This window comes from Mycolicibacterium nivoides, from assembly GCF_003855255.1.
GTDB lineage: Bacteria > Actinomycetota > Actinomycetes > Mycobacteriales > Mycobacteriaceae > Mycobacterium > Mycobacterium nivoides.
In genome coordinates this window covers 4,719,631-4,735,629 of the sequence record NZ_CP034072.1, presented here as the reverse complement: position 1 = coordinate 4,735,629, position 15,999 = coordinate 4,719,631, and the positions used below count along the sequence as shown (strand labels likewise).

At 66.3% G+C, this 15,999-nt stretch carries 22 protein-coding genes and 1 pseudogene; 12 read left to right on the top strand and 11 right to left on the bottom strand.

Features of this window, described 5'->3' with window-relative positions:
* Nucleotides 1-7 precede the first annotated feature (7 nt).
* The gene (locus EH231_RS23085) at nucleotides 8-1,246 is read left to right on the top strand and encodes an amidohydrolase family protein (RefSeq protein WP_124713412.1); all 1,239 of its coding nucleotides are present in this window, start codon (nucleotides 8-10) and stop codon (nucleotides 1,244-1,246) included.
* On the opposite strand, the gene EH231_RS23080 is transcribed toward EH231_RS23085, so the two are convergent.
* Together EH231_RS23080 and EH231_RS23075 are read right to left on the bottom strand one after the other, a co-directional pair.
* The gene (locus EH231_RS23080; RefSeq protein ID WP_124713411.1) at nucleotides 1,241-2,161 is read right to left on the bottom strand and encodes a metallophosphoesterase family protein; all 921 of its coding nucleotides are present in this window, start codon (nucleotides 2,159-2,161) and stop codon (nucleotides 1,241-1,243) included. The two genes, EH231_RS23085 and EH231_RS23080, sit on opposite strands and share 6 nt — an antisense overlap.
* Entirely contained in the window at nucleotides 2,158-2,469 is a 312-nt protein-coding gene (locus tag EH231_RS23075; protein WP_409544232.1) for a cupredoxin domain-containing protein, read from the bottom strand. The genes EH231_RS23080 and EH231_RS23075 overlap by 4 nt, the downstream gene beginning before the upstream one ends.
* Before the next feature lie 341 nt (nucleotides 2,470-2,810).
* Here EH231_RS23075 and EH231_RS23070 point away from each other — a divergent pair, with 341 nt between their 5' ends.
* The 3 genes from EH231_RS23070 to EH231_RS23060 all read left to right on the top strand — a co-directional run bounded on the left by EH231_RS23070 (nucleotide 2,811) and on the right by EH231_RS23060 (nucleotide 4,377).
* Nucleotides 2,811-3,347: an RNA polymerase sigma factor gene (locus tag EH231_RS23070; RefSeq protein ID WP_124713409.1), complete on the top strand. Its 537-nt coding sequence runs from the start codon at nucleotides 2,811-2,813 to the stop codon at nucleotides 3,345-3,347.
* A complete protein-coding gene (locus tag EH231_RS23065) occupies nucleotides 3,344-4,048 on the top strand; it encodes a Rieske (2Fe-2S) protein (protein ID WP_124713408.1) in 705 nt (234 codons plus the stop codon). The genes EH231_RS23070 and EH231_RS23065 overlap by 4 nt, the downstream gene beginning before the upstream one ends.
* Before the next feature lie 95 nt (nucleotides 4,049-4,143).
* Complete coding sequence (locus EH231_RS23060; protein ID WP_234927063.1) at nucleotides 4,144-4,377, top strand: hypothetical protein; 234 nt, start codon at nucleotides 4,144-4,146, stop codon at nucleotides 4,375-4,377.
* A 14-nt stretch (nucleotides 4,378-4,391) separates the two neighbouring features.
* On the opposite strand, the gene amaB is transcribed toward EH231_RS23060, so the two are convergent.
* Nucleotides 4,392-5,942, bottom strand: coding sequence for an L-piperidine-6-carboxylate dehydrogenase (gene amaB / locus EH231_RS23055; protein WP_124713406.1), 1,551 nt, complete (start codon nucleotides 5,940-5,942; stop codon nucleotides 4,392-4,394).
* A 42-nt stretch (nucleotides 5,943-5,984) separates the two neighbouring features.
* Between amaB and EH231_RS23050 the strand changes: the two genes are divergently transcribed.
* Nucleotides 5,985-6,449, top strand: a complete 465-nt coding sequence (locus EH231_RS23050) for an Lrp/AsnC family transcriptional regulator (RefSeq protein ID WP_164480992.1) — start codon at nucleotides 5,985-5,987, stop codon at nucleotides 6,447-6,449.
* A 52-nt stretch (nucleotides 6,450-6,501) separates the two neighbouring features.
* Entirely contained in the window at nucleotides 6,502-7,833 is a 1,332-nt protein-coding gene (lat, locus tag EH231_RS23045; protein ID WP_124713405.1) for an L-lysine 6-transaminase, read from the top strand.
* Here lat and EH231_RS23040 read toward each other — a convergent pair.
* Complete coding sequence (locus tag EH231_RS23040; protein ID WP_164480991.1) at nucleotides 7,830-8,402, bottom strand: restriction endonuclease; 573 nt, start codon at nucleotides 8,400-8,402, stop codon at nucleotides 7,830-7,832. The genes lat and EH231_RS23040 overlap by 4 nt on opposite strands.
* Nucleotides 8,403-8,474: 72 nt before the next feature.
* Here EH231_RS23040 and EH231_RS23035 point away from each other — a divergent pair, with 72 nt between their 5' ends.
* The 3 genes and pseudogenes from EH231_RS23035 to usfY all read left to right on the top strand — a co-directional run bounded on the left by EH231_RS23035 (nucleotide 8,475) and on the right by usfY (nucleotide 9,822).
* Nucleotides 8,475-9,161 (top strand): PAS and ANTAR domain-containing protein, encoded by a 687-nt coding sequence (locus tag EH231_RS23035; protein ID WP_090432599.1) that lies wholly within the window; start codon nucleotides 8,475-8,477, stop codon nucleotides 9,159-9,161.
* Nucleotides 9,162-9,221: 60 nt separating this feature from the next.
* Nucleotides 9,222-9,476 (top strand): annotated as a pseudogene (locus EH231_RS23030) (flavodoxin); the annotation flags it as partial.
* A gap of 37 nt (nucleotides 9,477-9,513) precedes the next feature.
* The gene (usfY, locus tag EH231_RS23025; protein WP_164480990.1) at nucleotides 9,514-9,822 is read left to right on the top strand and encodes a protein UsfY; all 309 of its coding nucleotides are present in this window, start codon (nucleotides 9,514-9,516) and stop codon (nucleotides 9,820-9,822) included.
* Nucleotides 9,823-9,890: 68 nt separating this feature from the next.
* On the opposite strand, the gene mbp1 is transcribed toward usfY, so the two are convergent.
* On the bottom strand, nucleotides 9,891-10,133 hold the full coding sequence (gene mbp1 / locus EH231_RS23020) for a microaggregate-binding protein 1 (protein ID WP_090432602.1): 243 nt from the start codon (nucleotides 10,131-10,133) through the stop codon (nucleotides 9,891-9,893).
* A gap of 179 nt (nucleotides 10,134-10,312) precedes the next feature.
* Between mbp1 and EH231_RS23015 the strand changes: the two genes are divergently transcribed.
* Both EH231_RS23015 and EH231_RS23010 read left to right on the top strand, forming a co-directional pair.
* Nucleotides 10,313-10,990: a HemK2/MTQ2 family protein methyltransferase gene (locus tag EH231_RS23015; protein ID WP_206429607.1), complete on the top strand. Its 678-nt coding sequence runs from the start codon at nucleotides 10,313-10,315 to the stop codon at nucleotides 10,988-10,990.
* Nucleotides 10,987-11,193, top strand: a complete 207-nt coding sequence (locus EH231_RS23010) for a CDGSH iron-sulfur domain-containing protein (RefSeq protein ID WP_124713404.1) — start codon at nucleotides 10,987-10,989, stop codon at nucleotides 11,191-11,193. Before EH231_RS23015 ends, EH231_RS23010 begins: the two co-directional genes overlap by 4 nt.
* On the opposite strand, the gene EH231_RS23005 is transcribed toward EH231_RS23010, so the two are convergent.
* From EH231_RS23005 to EH231_RS22990, 4 genes are all read right to left on the bottom strand, one after another.
* Nucleotides 11,170-12,192: an iron-containing redox enzyme family protein gene (locus tag EH231_RS23005; protein WP_124713403.1), complete on the bottom strand. Its 1,023-nt coding sequence runs from the start codon at nucleotides 12,190-12,192 to the stop codon at nucleotides 11,170-11,172. The two genes, EH231_RS23010 and EH231_RS23005, sit on opposite strands and share 24 nt — an antisense overlap.
* Before the next feature lie 260 nt (nucleotides 12,193-12,452).
* Nucleotides 12,453-12,665 (bottom strand): hypothetical protein, encoded by a 213-nt coding sequence (locus tag EH231_RS23000; RefSeq protein ID WP_124713402.1) that lies wholly within the window; start codon nucleotides 12,663-12,665, stop codon nucleotides 12,453-12,455.
* 22 nt (nucleotides 12,666-12,687) lie between these two features.
* Nucleotides 12,688-12,912 carry a hypothetical protein gene (locus EH231_RS22995; protein WP_090432608.1) on the bottom strand — a complete coding sequence of 75 codons (225 nt, stop codon included), beginning with the start codon at nucleotides 12,910-12,912 and terminating at the stop codon, nucleotides 12,688-12,690.
* 49 nt (nucleotides 12,913-12,961) lie between these two features.
* Nucleotides 12,962-13,981: a DNA topoisomerase IB gene (locus EH231_RS22990; RefSeq protein WP_090432610.1), complete on the bottom strand. Its 1,020-nt coding sequence runs from the start codon at nucleotides 13,979-13,981 to the stop codon at nucleotides 12,962-12,964.
* A 171-nt stretch (nucleotides 13,982-14,152) separates the two neighbouring features.
* Here EH231_RS22990 and EH231_RS22985 point away from each other — a divergent pair, with 171 nt between their 5' ends.
* A complete protein-coding gene (locus EH231_RS22985) occupies nucleotides 14,153-14,554 on the top strand; it encodes an ATP-binding protein (RefSeq protein WP_241177792.1) in 402 nt (133 codons plus the stop codon).
* Here the strand turns inward: EH231_RS22985 and EH231_RS22980 are convergent.
* A complete protein-coding gene (locus tag EH231_RS22980; RefSeq protein ID WP_090432612.1) occupies nucleotides 14,551-14,979 on the bottom strand; it encodes an STAS domain-containing protein in 429 nt (142 codons plus the stop codon). The genes EH231_RS22985 and EH231_RS22980 overlap by 4 nt on opposite strands.
* A 305-nt stretch (nucleotides 14,980-15,284) precedes the next feature.
* A complete protein-coding gene (locus EH231_RS22975; protein ID WP_124713401.1) occupies nucleotides 15,285-15,911 on the bottom strand; it encodes a maleylpyruvate isomerase family mycothiol-dependent enzyme in 627 nt (208 codons plus the stop codon).
* Nucleotides 15,912-15,999: the final 88 nt, after the last annotated feature.

Below are 15,999 nucleotides of genomic sequence, written 5' to 3'. Positions count from 1 at the left end.
GAGTGTCATGGAACAAACATCGCCGGTAGCCCATGGGCGCGCCGTGCCGGTCCTGCACAACGCCACGCTGCCGGACGGCCGCGTCGTCGACGTGCACCTCGAACGGGGAAGAGTGCGCGAGGTGGTCCCCGCAGCGGGACGGTTGGCGGTCGGAGACGAACTCGACCTCACGGGACATCTGCTGCTGACCGCTCCCGCGGAGCCGCATGCCCACCTGGACAAAGCCCTGTCCTTCGACGAGATCCGGCCTCCGATGGGAGATCTGGGTGCGGCGATCGCCGCATGGGAACGTCACACCCCGACCCTGACCGTCGAGGGGATCGCGGAGCGTGCCCGCAGGGCAGCGCTGCTGTTGCTCGGCAACGGCACCACCGCGGTGCGGTCGCACGTCAACCTGTTGCGCGGAGACGATCCACTGCGCGGCATCCGTGCGCTGGTCGAGGTCCGAGCGGAACTCGCCTCGGTCATGGACATCCAGATCGTGGCCATGGCCCCGTACTTCGCCGAGGACGCGGCCGTGCACGCGGCCCTGGACCTGGGCGCCGATCTTGTCGGCGGTCATCCGCACCAGACCCCGGATCCGAGCGGAAACCTGCAGCGATTGTTGACGATTGCGCGATCCCGCAACGTCGGTGTCGACATGCATACCGACGAACAACTCAATCCGATGATGCTGACGCTGGAAGAACTCGCCCATTCGGTGCGGGACTGGCCGAAGTCGATGCCGGTGACGGCCGGGCACTGCGTCAGTCTGGGGATGGTGCAAGCCGACGTGCTCGATCGGGTGATCCGCGCGGTGAAGGACAGCGATGTGGGGATCGTCAGCCTCCCGATCACAAATCTGTACCTGCAGGGCTGGGCCGATCCCGTCGCCACACCGCGCGGGCTCACCGCCGTCCGTGCGCTGTTGGACGCCGGTGTCCGCGTCGCCGGCGGCGCCGATAATGTGCGTGACCCGTACAACCCGCTGGGCCGTAGCGATGCGCTGGAGACCGCGATGTTGCTGGTGACGGCCGGGCATCTGTCGGTCGACGAGGCCTACCGTGCCGTCAGCGAGGGCGCACGCGACATCATGGGTCTGCCGGTGGCAGGGGCGGCTGCCGGCTTGTCCGCGGATCTGCTGGCCATCCGGTCGTCGAGCCTGGAGGAGGCGGTGGCCGGGGCACCACAGGATCGAATTGTGCTGAGCCGCGGCAGGTTCGTGTCGATCAGCCGGACCAGTCGGTCCTGCGTCGCCACGTCATAGCAGCCGATCCTCCTTGAGGGCCAGTGCCGAGGTGCCCCTGGTATAGCTGACCTCCCGGATCCCCAGGACGTCGTGCAGGCGGCCGGCCGGAAGGATAAGAGGTTTCGGTGCGGGTCCGTCGCCGGGATGCGGCAGCGGATAGGCCGTGGTGGTGCCGCTGTAGAACGTCACATTCCCCTCGGTCTTCGAGAACAGCTGGTGGACATGCCCATTGAGGCAGGTGACCGAGGCGAACCGGCGCAGGTGGCTCAGCGCCTGAGCAGCGTCGTCGGTACTCCAGCCCCAATCCGGGTACATCGCGAACAACGGAATGTGGCTGAATACCACGATCGGCGTGTCCGACGACAACGGGGCGACGTCCTTCTCGATGAAGTCGAGCTGATCGACACCGAGGTGTCCGAGTTTCTTCAGATTCAGCGTGTTGACCAGCCCGATGACATGAACCCCGGCGATGTCGAAGCTGTACCAACCGTCTCCGCGGGTGCCCGCGCCGAACACCGACCGGTACTTCTGGCCCGCATCGTCGACAGAGTCGTGTTCACCCGGCACGGTGAACACGTGCGGTGTGTCGATTCCCTGCATCATCTGCTTGACCTCGTCGAACTGTGCGGGGGTCGACAGGTGGGTGAGGTCGCCGGTGTGGATCACGAAATCCGGTGTGTAGTCCAGCGAGTTGATCTGCTCGACGGCCCGGCCGAATGACCCGGCCACGTCGGGGTTGGCGGCGCCGGTGAATCCTATGTGGCTGTCACTGATCTGAGCGAAACGCACCGTCGGCCGCGCGACGTCGGCGGTGCGTGAGGTGGCCGCGTGGGAGATGACCTCGCCGCCGACCACGGCGAGACCGACCGCTGCACCAAACCAGGCGCCGTGCCGGATGAGCTGGCGGCGCGTCATGGTGTGGGGATCGGTCATGGTGTCACCACCACGGTGCCGTGCATGACGGGATGGACCGAGCAGATGTAGTCGTAGCTGCCCGGGTTGGTGAAGGTGAAGCTGAAAGTGGCGTTGGCGCCCATACCGGGGGAGCGGAACGACCCGTCCTCGGCCGCGACTGTGTGCGGTTCCTCATCGTGATTGGTCCAGGTCACCGTGTCGCCGCGGTGCACCGTCAGCATGGCGGGCGCGAAGGCGAAGTTGTCGATGCTCACCGCAGTGCCGGCCACCGGAGCCTGCGGTGTGCTCGCCGGTGCTGCCGGGGCCATACCGTGCATCGGGGCCATACCGACCGAGGTGGCGGCATTGGCGCTGAAATCCACCGTCGGCGGTGCGGCGGACGGCGTGTTCGAGCACGCGGATGCCGTCACCACCAGGGCGACGACGGCAGATGTCGGGAATCGTCGGACCATCGGGACCTCCGTTGTGTCAGGGAGCGGTGCGAAGCAGTCACCAGGAGATAGCGCGTCGGGTTACACGGGTGGATGCTGGTCAGGTGCGGACGACGTTCGCGTGTAACCCGCCGGCCTATCTAGGTGTGCGGGAGCTCTGCGCAGGGCTCCCGCGTTGAAAGGCGGGTGGTCGGTGATGGTGCAGGGGTCTGTGCGGGAGATCGCGGGGATGCTCGATGCCGGCCGGACGTGAGCGCCCCGAACTGCGAATCGTGCCGGAGGGCTGTTACTCGAGCTGGGAAGCCGTGTACGACGACAACGTGACGTGGGTGTACCGGTTGCTCTATGCACGGCTGGGCAGCCGTTCCGACGCCGAGGACCTCACCTCCGAGGTGTTCCTGGCCGCGTTTCGGCCGCTGCGGCTCTCGGCGAGCGTGGCCGAAGTCCGCTCGTATCTGCGTGCCACCGCCCGTACCGTGCTCGCGGCGCATTGGCGGGCCACCATGGGACGCGAGATCACCGTCATCGACGACGACGTGGCCGCGCCCGACCCCGGTCCGGACGCCGAGACCAGTACGGCCCCGCAACGCGTCGCCGCAGTCCTGGCGCAGCTGCCGCCCCAGTACCGCCGGGTGCTCGAACTACGTTTCCTGCAGGGCCGTTCGGTTCGGGAATCGGCGAAAGACATGGGAGTCAGCGTCGCCAACGCGAAGGTGCTGCAACACCGGGCGTTGCGATTGGCGGCTCAGATCAACGAGGGAGAGTCACGGTGACCAGGCGAGGGGTACGCAAATACGTCGACGATCTACTCGCCGGGCGTCGGCCGGAACCCTTCCCCGCCGACGATTTCGACGCTGCCCAGATCCGCACGGCGATCGAACTGCGGGCAGTCGGGCCCGACGCGGACGAGCCACGGCCCGAGTTTGTGGAGGACCTCAAGAACCGTATCGCCCAACAGCTTTCCCAGGGAGACTCGGGCCAACCGGCGCCTGCGCGGCAAGGGCCGTCGGCCACCCGCCGGCAGGTCATCGTGGGTACCGCAGCAGCGGCGACCGCGGCCGTCGCCGCCGTCTCGATCGACCATGTGGTCACCGGTCGGGAGCAGCCCGCCGAACCCGCGCAGGCCGACGGTTCGGACCTGGTGCCCAACGACGGTGAGTGGCTGCCGGTGGCGAGGAGTGCCGATCTCGACGAAGGTTCGGTGCTGTCGTTCGACCTCGGCACCGTGTCGGGATTCGTCCGACGGGCGGGAGGCAAGGTCGACGCGGTGTCGGGGGTGTGCACTCATCAGGGGTGCAAGCTGTGGCTCGACGGTGCTGCGGACAGCCTGCGTTGCCCGTGCCATGTGACGTCGTTCTCACCGGCCGGCCAGGTGCTCACACACCAACTCCCGATCGCTCCGAAACCGCTGCCGCACTTCGATGTCCGCGAACGCGACGGGAACATCGAGGTGTTGGCCCCGCGGCCGGTCTGAACCGGGTGTAACCACCGTGCGTATCGATAGGTGAAAACCTACGGATGCGGGAGGGCCTCCACATGAACCGATCGATATGCGCTGTGGCAGTTGCGATGGGGCTCCTGGCTGCTGCCGCCCCGGCATCAGCAGCCCCCACGGGCGGTACCAGAGCCCCGGATGTGGTGCGGGACCTGACCGCTGCCGGCTACACCGTCCAGATCAACGGCAACAACGGAGTTCCGTTGTCGCTGTGCACGGTGACGGACGTGCACGGAGTGCCCGCGGCGCGTAGCGCGCTGCAGTTCACCACCGTGTACGTCGACGTCGTGTGTCAACAAGACGGGTGATTGAGGCTGGTCGCCTACCCGAAATGCACGCCCTGGGCCAGCGGCAGCTCCGAGGAGTAGTTGACCGTGTTGGTTGCGCGGCGCATGTACGCCTTCCACGCATCCGACCCGGATTCGCGCCCTCCGCCGGTGTGCTTCTCTCCACCGAACGCGCCGCCGATCTCGGCGCCGGAGGTCCCGATGTTGACATTGGCGATACCGCAGTCGGATCCGTCGGCTGCCATGAACCGCTCGGCCTCTCGCACGTCGGTGGTGAAGATCGCCGACGAAAGGCCCTGCGGTACTGCGTTGTTCAGGGCGATCGCGTCGTCGATGGCGTCGTAGGTCAGCACATACAGGATCGGGGCGAAGGTCTCGGTGTGCACGACCGCCGTCTGTGCGGGCATCCGGACCACCGCGGGGGCGACGTAGAACGCACCCTCGTCTCCGAGGTCGTGACGTTCACCGCCGAAGACTTCGCCACCGTCGGCACGGGCCTGCTCCAGCGCCCCGACCATGTCCCGGTAGGCGCGGGTGTGGATGAGCGGGCCGATCAGGGTCCCATCGGTGCTCGGGTCACCGACGGGCAGGCTCTGATAGGCCGAGACGATCCGGGACACCAGGTCGTCGGCGATAGAGGAGTGCACGATCAACCGGCGCAGCGTGGTGCAGCGTTGTCCGGCGGTCCCCGCGGCGGAGAACACGATGGCGCGCACCGCGAGGTCCAGATCGGCCGAGGGCGTCACGATCGCGGCGTTGTTGCCGCCGAGCTCCAGCAGTGCCTTGCCGAACCGCGCGGCCACCCGCGGGCCCACCTGCTGGCCCATCCGCACCGAGCCGGTCGCGCTGACCAGGGCCACGCGTGGATCGTCGACCAGCCGCTCACCCAGTTCGCGCTCACCGAGGATGAGCCGAGCCACCGATACGGGCGCACCGACATCGGTTGCGGCGCGCTCGATCAGCGCCTGGCAGGCGATCGCGGTGAGCGGGGTCAGCTCCGAGGGTTTCCACACCACGGTGTCGCCGCAGACCAGCGCGACCGCGGTGTTCCACGCCCACACCGCCACCGGGAAGTTGAACGCGGTGATCACGCCGACGACGCCCAGCGGGTGCCACGTCTCCATCAGCCGGTGTCCGGGACGTTCGGACGCGATGGTGCGGCCGTACAACTGGCGTGAGAGGCCGACGGCGAACTGGCAGATGTCGATCATCTCCTGCACCTCGCCCAGTGCCTCGGAGGTGATCTTGCCCGCCTCCACCGTCACCAGGGTCGCCAGATCTGATTTGTGTTCGACGAGCAGCTCGCCCAGGCGTGCCACCAATGCGCCGCGCACCGGTGCCGGGGTCGTGCGCCAGGTCGAGAAGGCTTGTGCGGCATCGGAGACCGCGGCATCGACCTGTTCGAGACTGTCTTCGAGCAGGGTGAAAAGGACATCCCCGCTGATCGGTGTGCTGGCATGCAGGCCACTGCCCGGAGCGGCCGGCTCGCCGAGTTCCGCCCTCGCGCCGACGGCATCGAGGGCCTGACGTACCCGCCGGCGCAGTTCCTCTGCGGTAGGGAGATCGGTCCGTTCGGTGGTGGTCATCGTGTGCCTTTCTGAGGTCGCCGAGGAGTTACAGTGCGGGCCATGGGTGAAGCCGACGAATACGTGCTGGACGAGACCGATCGGACGCTGGCCCGTGCGCTTGCCGCTGACGGTAGGGCGACGCTGGCGCAGCTGGCATCGGCGGCCGGGCTGTCGGTGTCGGCGGTGCAGGCGCGGGTGCGCCGGTTGGAGTCGCGGGGTGTCGTGACCGGATACGCCGCGCGGCTCAATCCCGAGGCGCTGGGCAACATGCTGTCGGCGTTCGTCGCCATCACTCCTCTCGATCCATCCCAACCCGATGATGCACCCGCGCGGTTGCAGCACATCCCCGAAATCGAATCGTGCCACTCGGTGGCGGGCGAGGAGAGCTACGTCCTGCTGGTCCGGGTCGCCTCGGCCCGAGCCTTGGAGGACCTGCTCCAGCGGATCAGGACCGCGGCCAACGTCCGGACGCGAAGCACCATCATTTTGCAGACATTTTACAGCGGTCGAGACTACGTTCCGTAACAGTTACGGTCATGTTGGGCGGAGACCGTAAAGATTCCGTTAGTATGGCGCCATGACCGCAGTGCTGACGACCACGCCGCACGTAACGCCTGACCGGGTGCGAGCGGTCCTTGCGCGCAGCATCCTGACCGACGGCTTCGACTTCGTCCTCGACCTGGAGCGCTCCCGGGGGTCCTATCTGGTGGATGCGCGCACCGGCGAACGCTTCCTGGACATGTTCACGTTCTTCGCCTCGTCTGCGCTCGGGATGAACCACCCGGCGTTGTCCGACGACGACTTCCGCGCCGAGTTGGGCAAGGCCGCGGTGAACAAGCCGAGCAATTCCGACATCTACAGCGTGCCGCTGGCCCGGTTCGTCGACACCTTCCGCCGCGTGCTCGGCGATCCGGACCTGCCGCATCTGTTCTTCGTCGACGGCGGCGCCCTGGCGGTCGAGAACGCGCTCAAGGTGGCATTCGACTGGAAGAGCCGGCACAACGAGGCCCGCGGGTTCGACCCCGCGCTGGGTACCAAGGTGCTGCACCTGCGCGGAGCGTTCCACGGCCGCAGCGGTTACACCATGTCGCTGACCAACACCGATCCGGTCAAGGTAGCTCGCTTCCCGAAGTTCGACTGGCCCCGGATCGACGCTCCCTACGTGCGGCCCGGTGCGGATATCGCTGCACTCGAAGCTGATTCGCTGCGGGCGGCCAGGGCCGCGTTCGAGGCCAACCCGCACGACATCGCCTGCTTCATCGCCGAGCCGATCCAGGGGGAGGGCGGTGACCGGCACATGCGACCGCAGTTCTTCGCCGCGATGCGTGAGCTCTGCGACGAGTTCGACGCCCTGCTGATCTTCGACGAGGTGCAGACCGGGTGCGGGATCACCGGAACCGCCTGGGCCTACCAGCAATTGGGGGTCGTCCCGGATGTGGTCGCCTTCGGAAAGAAGACGCAGGTGTGCGGGGTGATGGCGGGTGGCCGCGTGGACGACGTCGCCGACAACGTCTTCACCGTGAGCTCGCGGATCAACTCCACCTGGGGCGGCAACCTGGTCGACATGGTGCGATCGAGGCGCATCCTCGAAGTCATCGAGTCCGAGGACCTGTTCCGTAGCGCCGCGGTGACGGGTGACTACCTTCTCGGTCAGTTGTCGGCGCTGGCAACGGATTTCCCCGACACGGTGCTCGCTCCACGTGGTCGCGGCTTGATGTGTGCGTTCAGCCTGCCCACCGCCGCCGAGCGCGACGAACTGGTGCGACGGTTGTGGAGCCGTCGCGTCATCATGCTGCCGAGTGGGACCGACTCGGTGCGGTTCCGGCCGGCGCTGAACGTGACGCGCAAGGAAATCGACGAATGCCTCGACGCCGTGCGGGAGGCGCTGAGATCACCGCTGGGGGACTAGGGCTGGTCGGTGGCCGGTTCTGAAGACGCCGCGCGGCGCAGGATCGACCTGAGTCTGGGGAGGTCGGCTCCGCCCACCAAATCGCAACCGTGAAGCTCGGCGAGTTTACGTGCCGCCGGGGTGAATTCGTTGTTGGTGACCACCATGGTCCTGGTGCAATCCTGCATCGGTGCGCCTGCGACAACCTCCTGCACGGCACCCGCGCCCACCGGCCGTGACAGTCGTTTACATTGCACGGCAATCCGGTTCGGCCGGTGTCCGACGATCAAATCCACGCCCCAGTCCCCCGTGAGCGGCGTCATAATCACCGGCAACCCACAGCTTCGGGCCACACGGGCCACGTGGTCCTCGAATTCCAGCCCGGTCATCTCGGTCGCCGGTTGCTCGCGGGCGCTGGGTGTGCTCGCGCCCCGGAATGCGCCCAGCAGGAACCGCGGGGTGGCCGCCAGGGCCAGTGGCACCACGACACCGACGGCCAGGCTCCATGCCGCGTCGACGCCGGCGAGGTGACTCGCGAACGCGGCCGCCGCGCCCGCAGCGATGAAGAGCTTGATCCTGAGCCGTCGCACGGCACCGAATGTAAATGTCGCGTGTGACAAATCTGGTGAGTCACCATCAGCGGGGCGCGATAATCTCAAACTGTGACGAGTGACCCCACCACCGGAGACGCTGAGTCGCCGATCGAGCATGCGTTTGCCGGCGGCGAGGCGCAGCGTGTCGGTTGGTTCCGGTTCTACTTCGCCGACGAACGCTGGGAGTGGTCCCCGCAGGTGGAGCGTATGCACGGGTACGAACCGGGCACCGTGCATCCGACGACCGAACTGGTGCTCTCGCACAAGCACCCCGAGGACTACGGGCAGGTGGCGGCGACACTGCTCGAGATCCGGCGTACTTCGGGCGCGTTCAGCACCCGGCACCGGATCATCGATACGGCCGGCGATGTCCACCACGTGGTCGTGGTGGGTGATCAGCTCTTCGACGACGCCGGCACGATCATCGGAACACACGGTTTCTACGTCGACGTCTCGCCATCCATCACGCAGGCACGAGAGGACGCCGTCACCGAGGCGGTTGCCGAGATCGCCGAAGCCCGTGGCGCCATCGAGCAGGCCAAGGGCATGTTGATGCTGATCTACCGGATCAATGCCGATGCGGCGTTCGAACTGCTGAGGTGGCGGTCGCAGGAGACCAATACCAAGCTGCGGCTGTTGGCCGAACAGCTGGCAGAAGACTTCCTGAATCTCGACTACAGCGAGACGCTTCCCAGCCGTGCGGTCCTGGACCGATTGCTGCTCACCGCCCACCAGCGGGTCAGCCCGGAGGTTTAGCCCGACCCCGTCGAGGGAAGTCTCCCGGCGCTGATCCGAAGCGAACCGGGAGACAGATCTATGACGGCGCCGACCCTGACCGCGCTGGCCCTGGTCTGCGGTCTGAAGGGCCGGCCGGCCGACTCCAGCAGCGAGCTGATCGCCGATCAGGTCCGCGAGAACCCGGGTGTGCGCGGAACCGACATCCTGCTGCTCTCGACACCGGTGTGGCTCGGCCACCCATCAAGCAGTGCGCAGCGCGTCCTGGAACGACTCGACGCCGAACTGTCCCACACCGACGAAGTCGGCCGCCCGGTGCTGGCGGGCAAGGTGGCGACCCAATACCCGCGCTACGAGTGAGAGGGAGGAAATGATGAAAGGTCCCGACGATCCTGTCGACCACACCAGAACGACCCGGCCGCATGCCGGCGAGGCGATGAAGGACAACCGCAACATGCCGGCGCTGGTGCTGGTCGGACTGGGCGTGGTGATGTTCGTCGCGTGTCTGGTCGGCTTCGCAACCGGGAACACCGGGGCCGGGGTGTTGCTCGCCATCCTGGCCGCCGTCGGTCTGGTGGGCGGCGGGTTGTGGCTCTTGATCGCACACCTACGTGTGCGACGGATCGAAGAACGTTGGTACGCAGAGCATCCCGATGTGATCAGGCAAGCTCCGAACAGTTGATCCGATGGCTTTAGAACGAGAGATGGCCCAGCCAAGGGTGGCTGGGCCATCTCGTCAATCAGGTCGCGCTACGGCCGCTGGTGGGCCTGCTCACGTTGTTCGGCGGCCTTGGCGCCCGCCCGGGCCGATTCGGCTTCGGCCTCCTTCTTGGCGACGTCCTTCTGGGCCTCGGCCTTGTCCTGCTGGGCTTTACCCTCGCGCACAAGGTCGTCGCGGCCGGTGACAGTTCCGACAGCTTCCTTCGCCTTGCCCTTGACGTCCTCGACGACGCCCTTGATGCCTTCTTCGGGTCCTGAGTTCTTCTCGGTCATACTTACCTTTCCGCTACTGGAGTGGATTGGTCATTCCACGCGGCTTCTCCACGCACCCCCTGGATTCCCCGATGCGGCATCGCCAAACGTGACGCGGCGAGTTTCGGTGTGACGCTCACGAAGTTTGCGGAGCGCATGGATGGGTACCGATTAGAGGTACTTCCCGGGAAGGGGGCGAATTGTCAGTTGAGACCATTGCTGTTGGCGCCGAGAGTGTTTACCGGCCGCAGTACGACTCGTGGTTGCTGATCGAAGCACTTGAGCGCAGCAATGCGGTGGCCGGTCGCCGCGTGGTCGACCTCTGTACCGGGAGCGGAGTCGTCGCCATTGCTGCCGCCGAGCTGGGGGCGCGTGAGGTTACGGCGCTGGATATTTCGCCCAGCGCGGTGTGCAGTACGCAGGCCAACGCCCTGGCCGCTCAGGTCGATGTCGAGGTCGTGCTCGGCTCCTGGAGCCAGGCGCAGGAACATGGACCGTTCGATGTCGTGGTGTGCAATCCACCCTACGTTCCGGTCGGTCCGGAGACTTCCGTGGGAGAGGTCGCATCGACCGGCCCGATGGTCTCGTGGAATGGCGGTCCCGACGGCCGGTCGGTGCTGGACCCGCTGTGCCGCTCGGCTGCCGCCATGCTGGCCGAGGGCGGATCACTGTTTCTCGTTCAGTCCGAATTCGCCGACATCGAGCAATCGCTGGCCTCGCTGCGAATGAGTGGGATGGACGCAAAAGTCGTTGCCGATCAACGAATTCCGTTCGGGCCGGTGCTGCACGCGCAGATGCGTTGGCTGCGGGACAGCGGGCGGTTGCGGCATGGCCGTGTCGAGGAACAGCTGGTCGTCATTCGGGCGGACAAGCTGTGAGCGAGCGAAGGACCGTGCGGGTGGTCGAGGGCGGACCGATCCTCGTCGAGGGGCCGGTGCGGATCGAACTGCCCGATGGGAGCACCGTCGAGTCGGATCGGTTCATGGTGGCGATCTGCACGTGTCGTCGGTCCAAGACGTATCCGCTCTGCGACACAAGCCACCGCAAGATCGCGCGATCAGGCGGCCAGCGGTCGGCGTAGCGAACTGCGGCCGGCCTGCCAACTCGTCATCAGGTGAGCAGCCAACCGGTCCTCCAACGCGCCGAAGGCTCGGATCCCGAACACCACGTCGGTGTCCAGCTCGGGCTCGCGACTGACCAGATCGCCCACGACGTCGTGGCGTACGACCTGTTCGTGCACCGCGTCGGCTTCGACGTGCTCGCGGTAGAAACGCACACACGCCTCGGGTGCTCCAAGACGCTGCAATGCGGTCACCATGCGCTGGGAGCCGGGGGGCGAGGTGATCTCCGTGGCCGCGAAATGCCCGGTGGCGGCGCCGCGCAGCCGACGGTGCAGCCCGAACATCGACATCAGGTTGACCAACGCGAGGGCCTCGGCCGGCACCGCGTCCAGGTAACCCAGGTAGCTGTCGTCCAAGCCGGCAGCGCTCATCAGGTCGCCGAACAGTCGTTGATGTACCCGGGCGCCCGACCCGGCGCCGTATTCGTCGAATTCGACGGCAACGAACGAGGCTTTGGCCTGCCCGCTCAGTCGTGGAATCAGCCAGGCGTGCGGATCGCCCTCCTTGAGGTGGTACAGCGACCGGTGGACGAAGTATTCGCGCATCTGGGTCCAGGTGCCCTCGTCGCGCAGGTGATAGGACGGGCCGGTCCCGTCGGCCGGTTCGACCGACAGCCGCGCCATTTCCCGCTCGGCGGTGTCATGGGGGCCGATGTCGCCGACTTCGCGGCGGACCGCCGTGAGGAACAGCCGCTCGAACTGTGAACGCAAGTGCAACAGACCGGCGTTCCATTCCCAGTTCTGGTCGACGCCGGCGAAGCCCCGGTAGTGCAGTTCATAGCAGACGTACAGGGCCAGTTGCAGATCGAGCCCGAGCGGATCGGCGTCGCGCAGCGCGACCCATACCGGCTCAAGATGGTTGTCCGGGGCGCGGTCGCCCAGGCGCTCGATCACCGCCCGGGAGATCGGCCCATGGGCGTACGGCAGGCCTGGTTGGGTCGTGGCTGGGACGGTCGTCATCGCGATCAGGTATTCCCGTCCGGGCCGCATGTAAACCCGTCGGTCGGAGCGAGATCACCTGGTTTTTCTCGCAGCTGTGCGGGTACCCCGGAATCGGGTGTGAGAATCGAGGTCAACCATGGCTGGGGTAGCACAACCTGAGCGGTTCGGGTCCGAGCTCGTCTTCGAGCGGATCGCCGAGGTTATCGACCGGCAGCGGAGATACGCACTGATCGAGTTCGCTGTTGCCGAATATGTTTGGCACCGCCCGGGACATGCGGTTACTGGCTTCGCGGGCCCGGAGAGTGTCGCCTGTAGCCAGCACGCAGCGTGATGTGGTCGGACGCGATCCGTCCCACATCGCCCCACGCGGCCAGGAAGGTGTCCCGATGCCGCCACCTGGCGATCGCGGCGATGAGGGCTGGTGCGTTGTTGCCGGTGCGCTCGTAGCCCAGATAGGACGAGCGGGTGCGGGGGCTTACGACCAGGCCCACCACTTCAGGCGCAGACGGATGATCAGCCGGGCTGCGTCTCGCCGTCTTCGCGGTCGAACTCGTCGCGGCCGGCGTCATCCGTGAGCGCCTGACGTTGTTCCTGCCAGTCGGGACCGGTTGCCTCCAGGGGCGGGATGTCCAGGTCGGAGACCGGGACTTCGGCGTCGGGCACCGGTTCGCTCTGCTCACGTTGCTGCTCGAGAGCATCGGCAACGGGTACGTCGTCCGGCACGCCTTCCGGTGTCATGTGGCGGGAATACCCCGTGGCCCCCTGGCCAAACGCTGTGCGTGTTCGGTCATGTCTGTCTGGCCACCTTCCGGATCAACCGGGCCGTGCTGGCCTCCAGAATCGCTTGGCGTTTGTCACCGTTGCGGACGCGGGAAGCGCGGCGGGCGCCGGCGGCGATGGTCAGCCCGTCTCGATATGCGTCCACCACCCGTGGATCGACGTAGGCGCTGCGGGCGACCGCCGGTGTATTACCAAGAGCCTCGGCGACTTCGCGCATCACCGCGGATTCGACGCGTTTGACCACCTTGTCGTCTACCGGAGGGTCCGCATCGACGAACGCCTCGGCCGCCAAAACCGTGCCGTGCCAGGTTCGTAGATCTTTCACGGTGTAGTCGTCGCCGACCATCTCCTTGAACCGTAGATTGAGATCCTCGGCGTGCACCTCCGTCCATTCGGACGACTGACGGAATGCCAGCAAGCGATCGCCGTTGCTCCGGCTCCGCTGGAGGGACCGGACGGCACGCACCACCGCCGGGTCTTCCACCAGCAGTGTGCGACGTACGCCGCTCTTGGCCGGATAGTCGAACTCGACCGCATCTGAACGCATGGTGATGTGGTCACGCAGCAGGGTGGCGATTCCGAATGAGTTGTTCTCCTCGGCGTACTGATCGCCACCGGCCCGGAAGTACCCGAGGTCCAGCAGTCGTAATCCGAGTGCCAGCACCCGATCGCGGGACAGCCCGCGGCGGCGCAGATCGCTCGCGATGCCGGTACGCCAATCAGCGAGCACCGCTGACAACTCAAGCACCCGGTCGAATTTCGCCTCGCTGCGGTCTTCCTGCCATTGGGAGTGATAGATGTACTGCCGCCGGCCCGCGGCATCGGTACCGACGGCTTGGATGTGTCCGTTGGGATGTGGACAGATCCAGACTTTCCGCCATGCCGGCGGGATCACCAGATCCTCGATACGTTGCAGCGTCGTTGAATCTGCGATGGCGACACCGTCTTCGTCGCGGTAGCCGAATCCGCGGCCGCGGCTTACCCGGCGCAACCCAGGCCCGTCGACCACGCTGTGACGCAGTCTCATTGTGTCCTCATTGCGTCCGCCCCTTCGGTTTGGCGACCGGACGACTGTGGGTACGCGACAGGTATGTCATCTCACCTCCCGACGGGTCCGCCGCTCACCGTGTTGCACGGTCGGCAAATACCCCACTGGCGACCCGGCCACACACGCGGACCGCGAGCTGTGGAGCTCCGGGTGCCCGCCCGGACCGACGCGCTGTCGGTGGTGAGAGCGATGACGTGCTCCCTGGCCGACTATGAAGAACTGGATAGCGATACGGCTGCCGACCTGACCTTGGCGGTAGATGAGGCGTGCACGGTGCTGATCGGCATGGCTTCGGCCGGAGCTGCGCTTGTGCTGATCGAAGATCCCCGTGTACGCGAACTCAACGTTCGGGTGTCCACCGTCTGCGACAGTGTCCATAGCGACCCTGGCAGCACCCTCTTGAGCGGCTTCAGCCGCCGGGTCCTGGAGGCGCTCACCGACCGCGTAGACACCTTCGTCGACGACGTCGATGTCGAGCACCCCAGAGGCCCCAGGCCGGCGCTGGGCATTTCACTGACCATCTGGCGGCATGGGGCCCCGGCGCGACGTTAGGGACGTACTTCCGCCAACTGGTGCTGCCGTGGCTGATTGTGCAGCATCGACAGGGCAGCCGGAAGCTCGGTAGAGACTGGCAGTGCGCAGGCGGGATCGCAGATTCCCAACACCCGGGACACGGCGGTGCTGGGAATCAACACCCAGTCGACGTTGTCACCGGCACACCGCACGTTCAGGGTATGCAGGCAGGTGAAACAGCCCGCGCCGAAGAACTCGACGGCACTCAGGTCCAGGACAAGTTGCCCGCTCGTTCTGCTGTGCCGGATTCCGCACTCCGTGAGCTCGCCGGCATTGGACGCATCCAACTCGCCGTGGACGCTGATCACCGCGGTGGCCGGCGACAGCCATTGGGCACAGAATTGCGCGCGGGTGCGGTCGTTGTGCGACGGCATAGCCCGTTTCGCGACGTTATTGATGGACATTGGTGACTCCTCAGTAGAAATACTGTGGTCACGTCACTGTTCAGGCTCTGTTGGCTCAAAACCCCTGGATACAGGGAGTGTCACGACCCTGCACCCGATGACGATTCCGGGGCGGCTGTGAACTCAACCTGCATTGGACTCTACCCCCCACGACGGGCTCGAACAATCGACGACGGGGCTTCATATGACCCTCCCGTCGCGTCGGCCACATGCGCCACACCGCTGCCGAGTGGTAGCGCATTCGCCATCCGCGGGGTGCCTGCTGGACGGAAGGGTTTGGGAGGCAACGGTATCGGCTCCGGTCGTCACAGCCGGTCGAGCAGGATTGCCGAGCCGGTGCCGGTCAGTTCCTCGGCGGCTTGCCGGCGGCCGGTCATGGCCAGCAGCAACGCCTCGCCGGTGCCGGTGACTTCGGGGCCGCTGCCGTGTTCCCACTCGATGTCGTTGGCGCGCAGTCGAAGTCCTTTGATTCGCCGACTCGCCCCGAGTCGTGGGTTGCCGGGCACCCGAGGCAGGATTCGTTGCAGGCGCTGCACCGGCACGGTCCGGGGGCGGCCGAGTGCGCGGCGGATGTCCTGATGATGGACGGTGCCGTCGACCAGGCCGATCATCCCGCCGAAGCCCGCGGTCAAACCCCGCGGCCGCAGATGTCGGTTGAGGAACTCGAGCAGTTCATCAGTCGACATGGTCGAGTATTCAGCCACCCCGACCTCGTTGGCGTGCACCACCCGCCCCTTCGCAAATCGCCTGATCAGTCCGGCAAGATCGAGCTCTTCGTAGCTGATCACGTGTGCCACAACGTCTTTCACTGTCCATCCGGTGCACAGCGACTCGGTCTGCCATTGTTCGGGGGTCAGGGTGGCCAGGAATTCGGCAAGGTCGGCTCGCTCATCGCGTGCCAAGCTCATCAGTGACGGCTCGTCGGCGGTCATCGCGTATCACCTCGCCTGCCCTGATCGTGAACTCTACGCTCTCCCAACTGCCCGGTAGAGGGACTGGACCGCCGGTTTCCCATGTTTG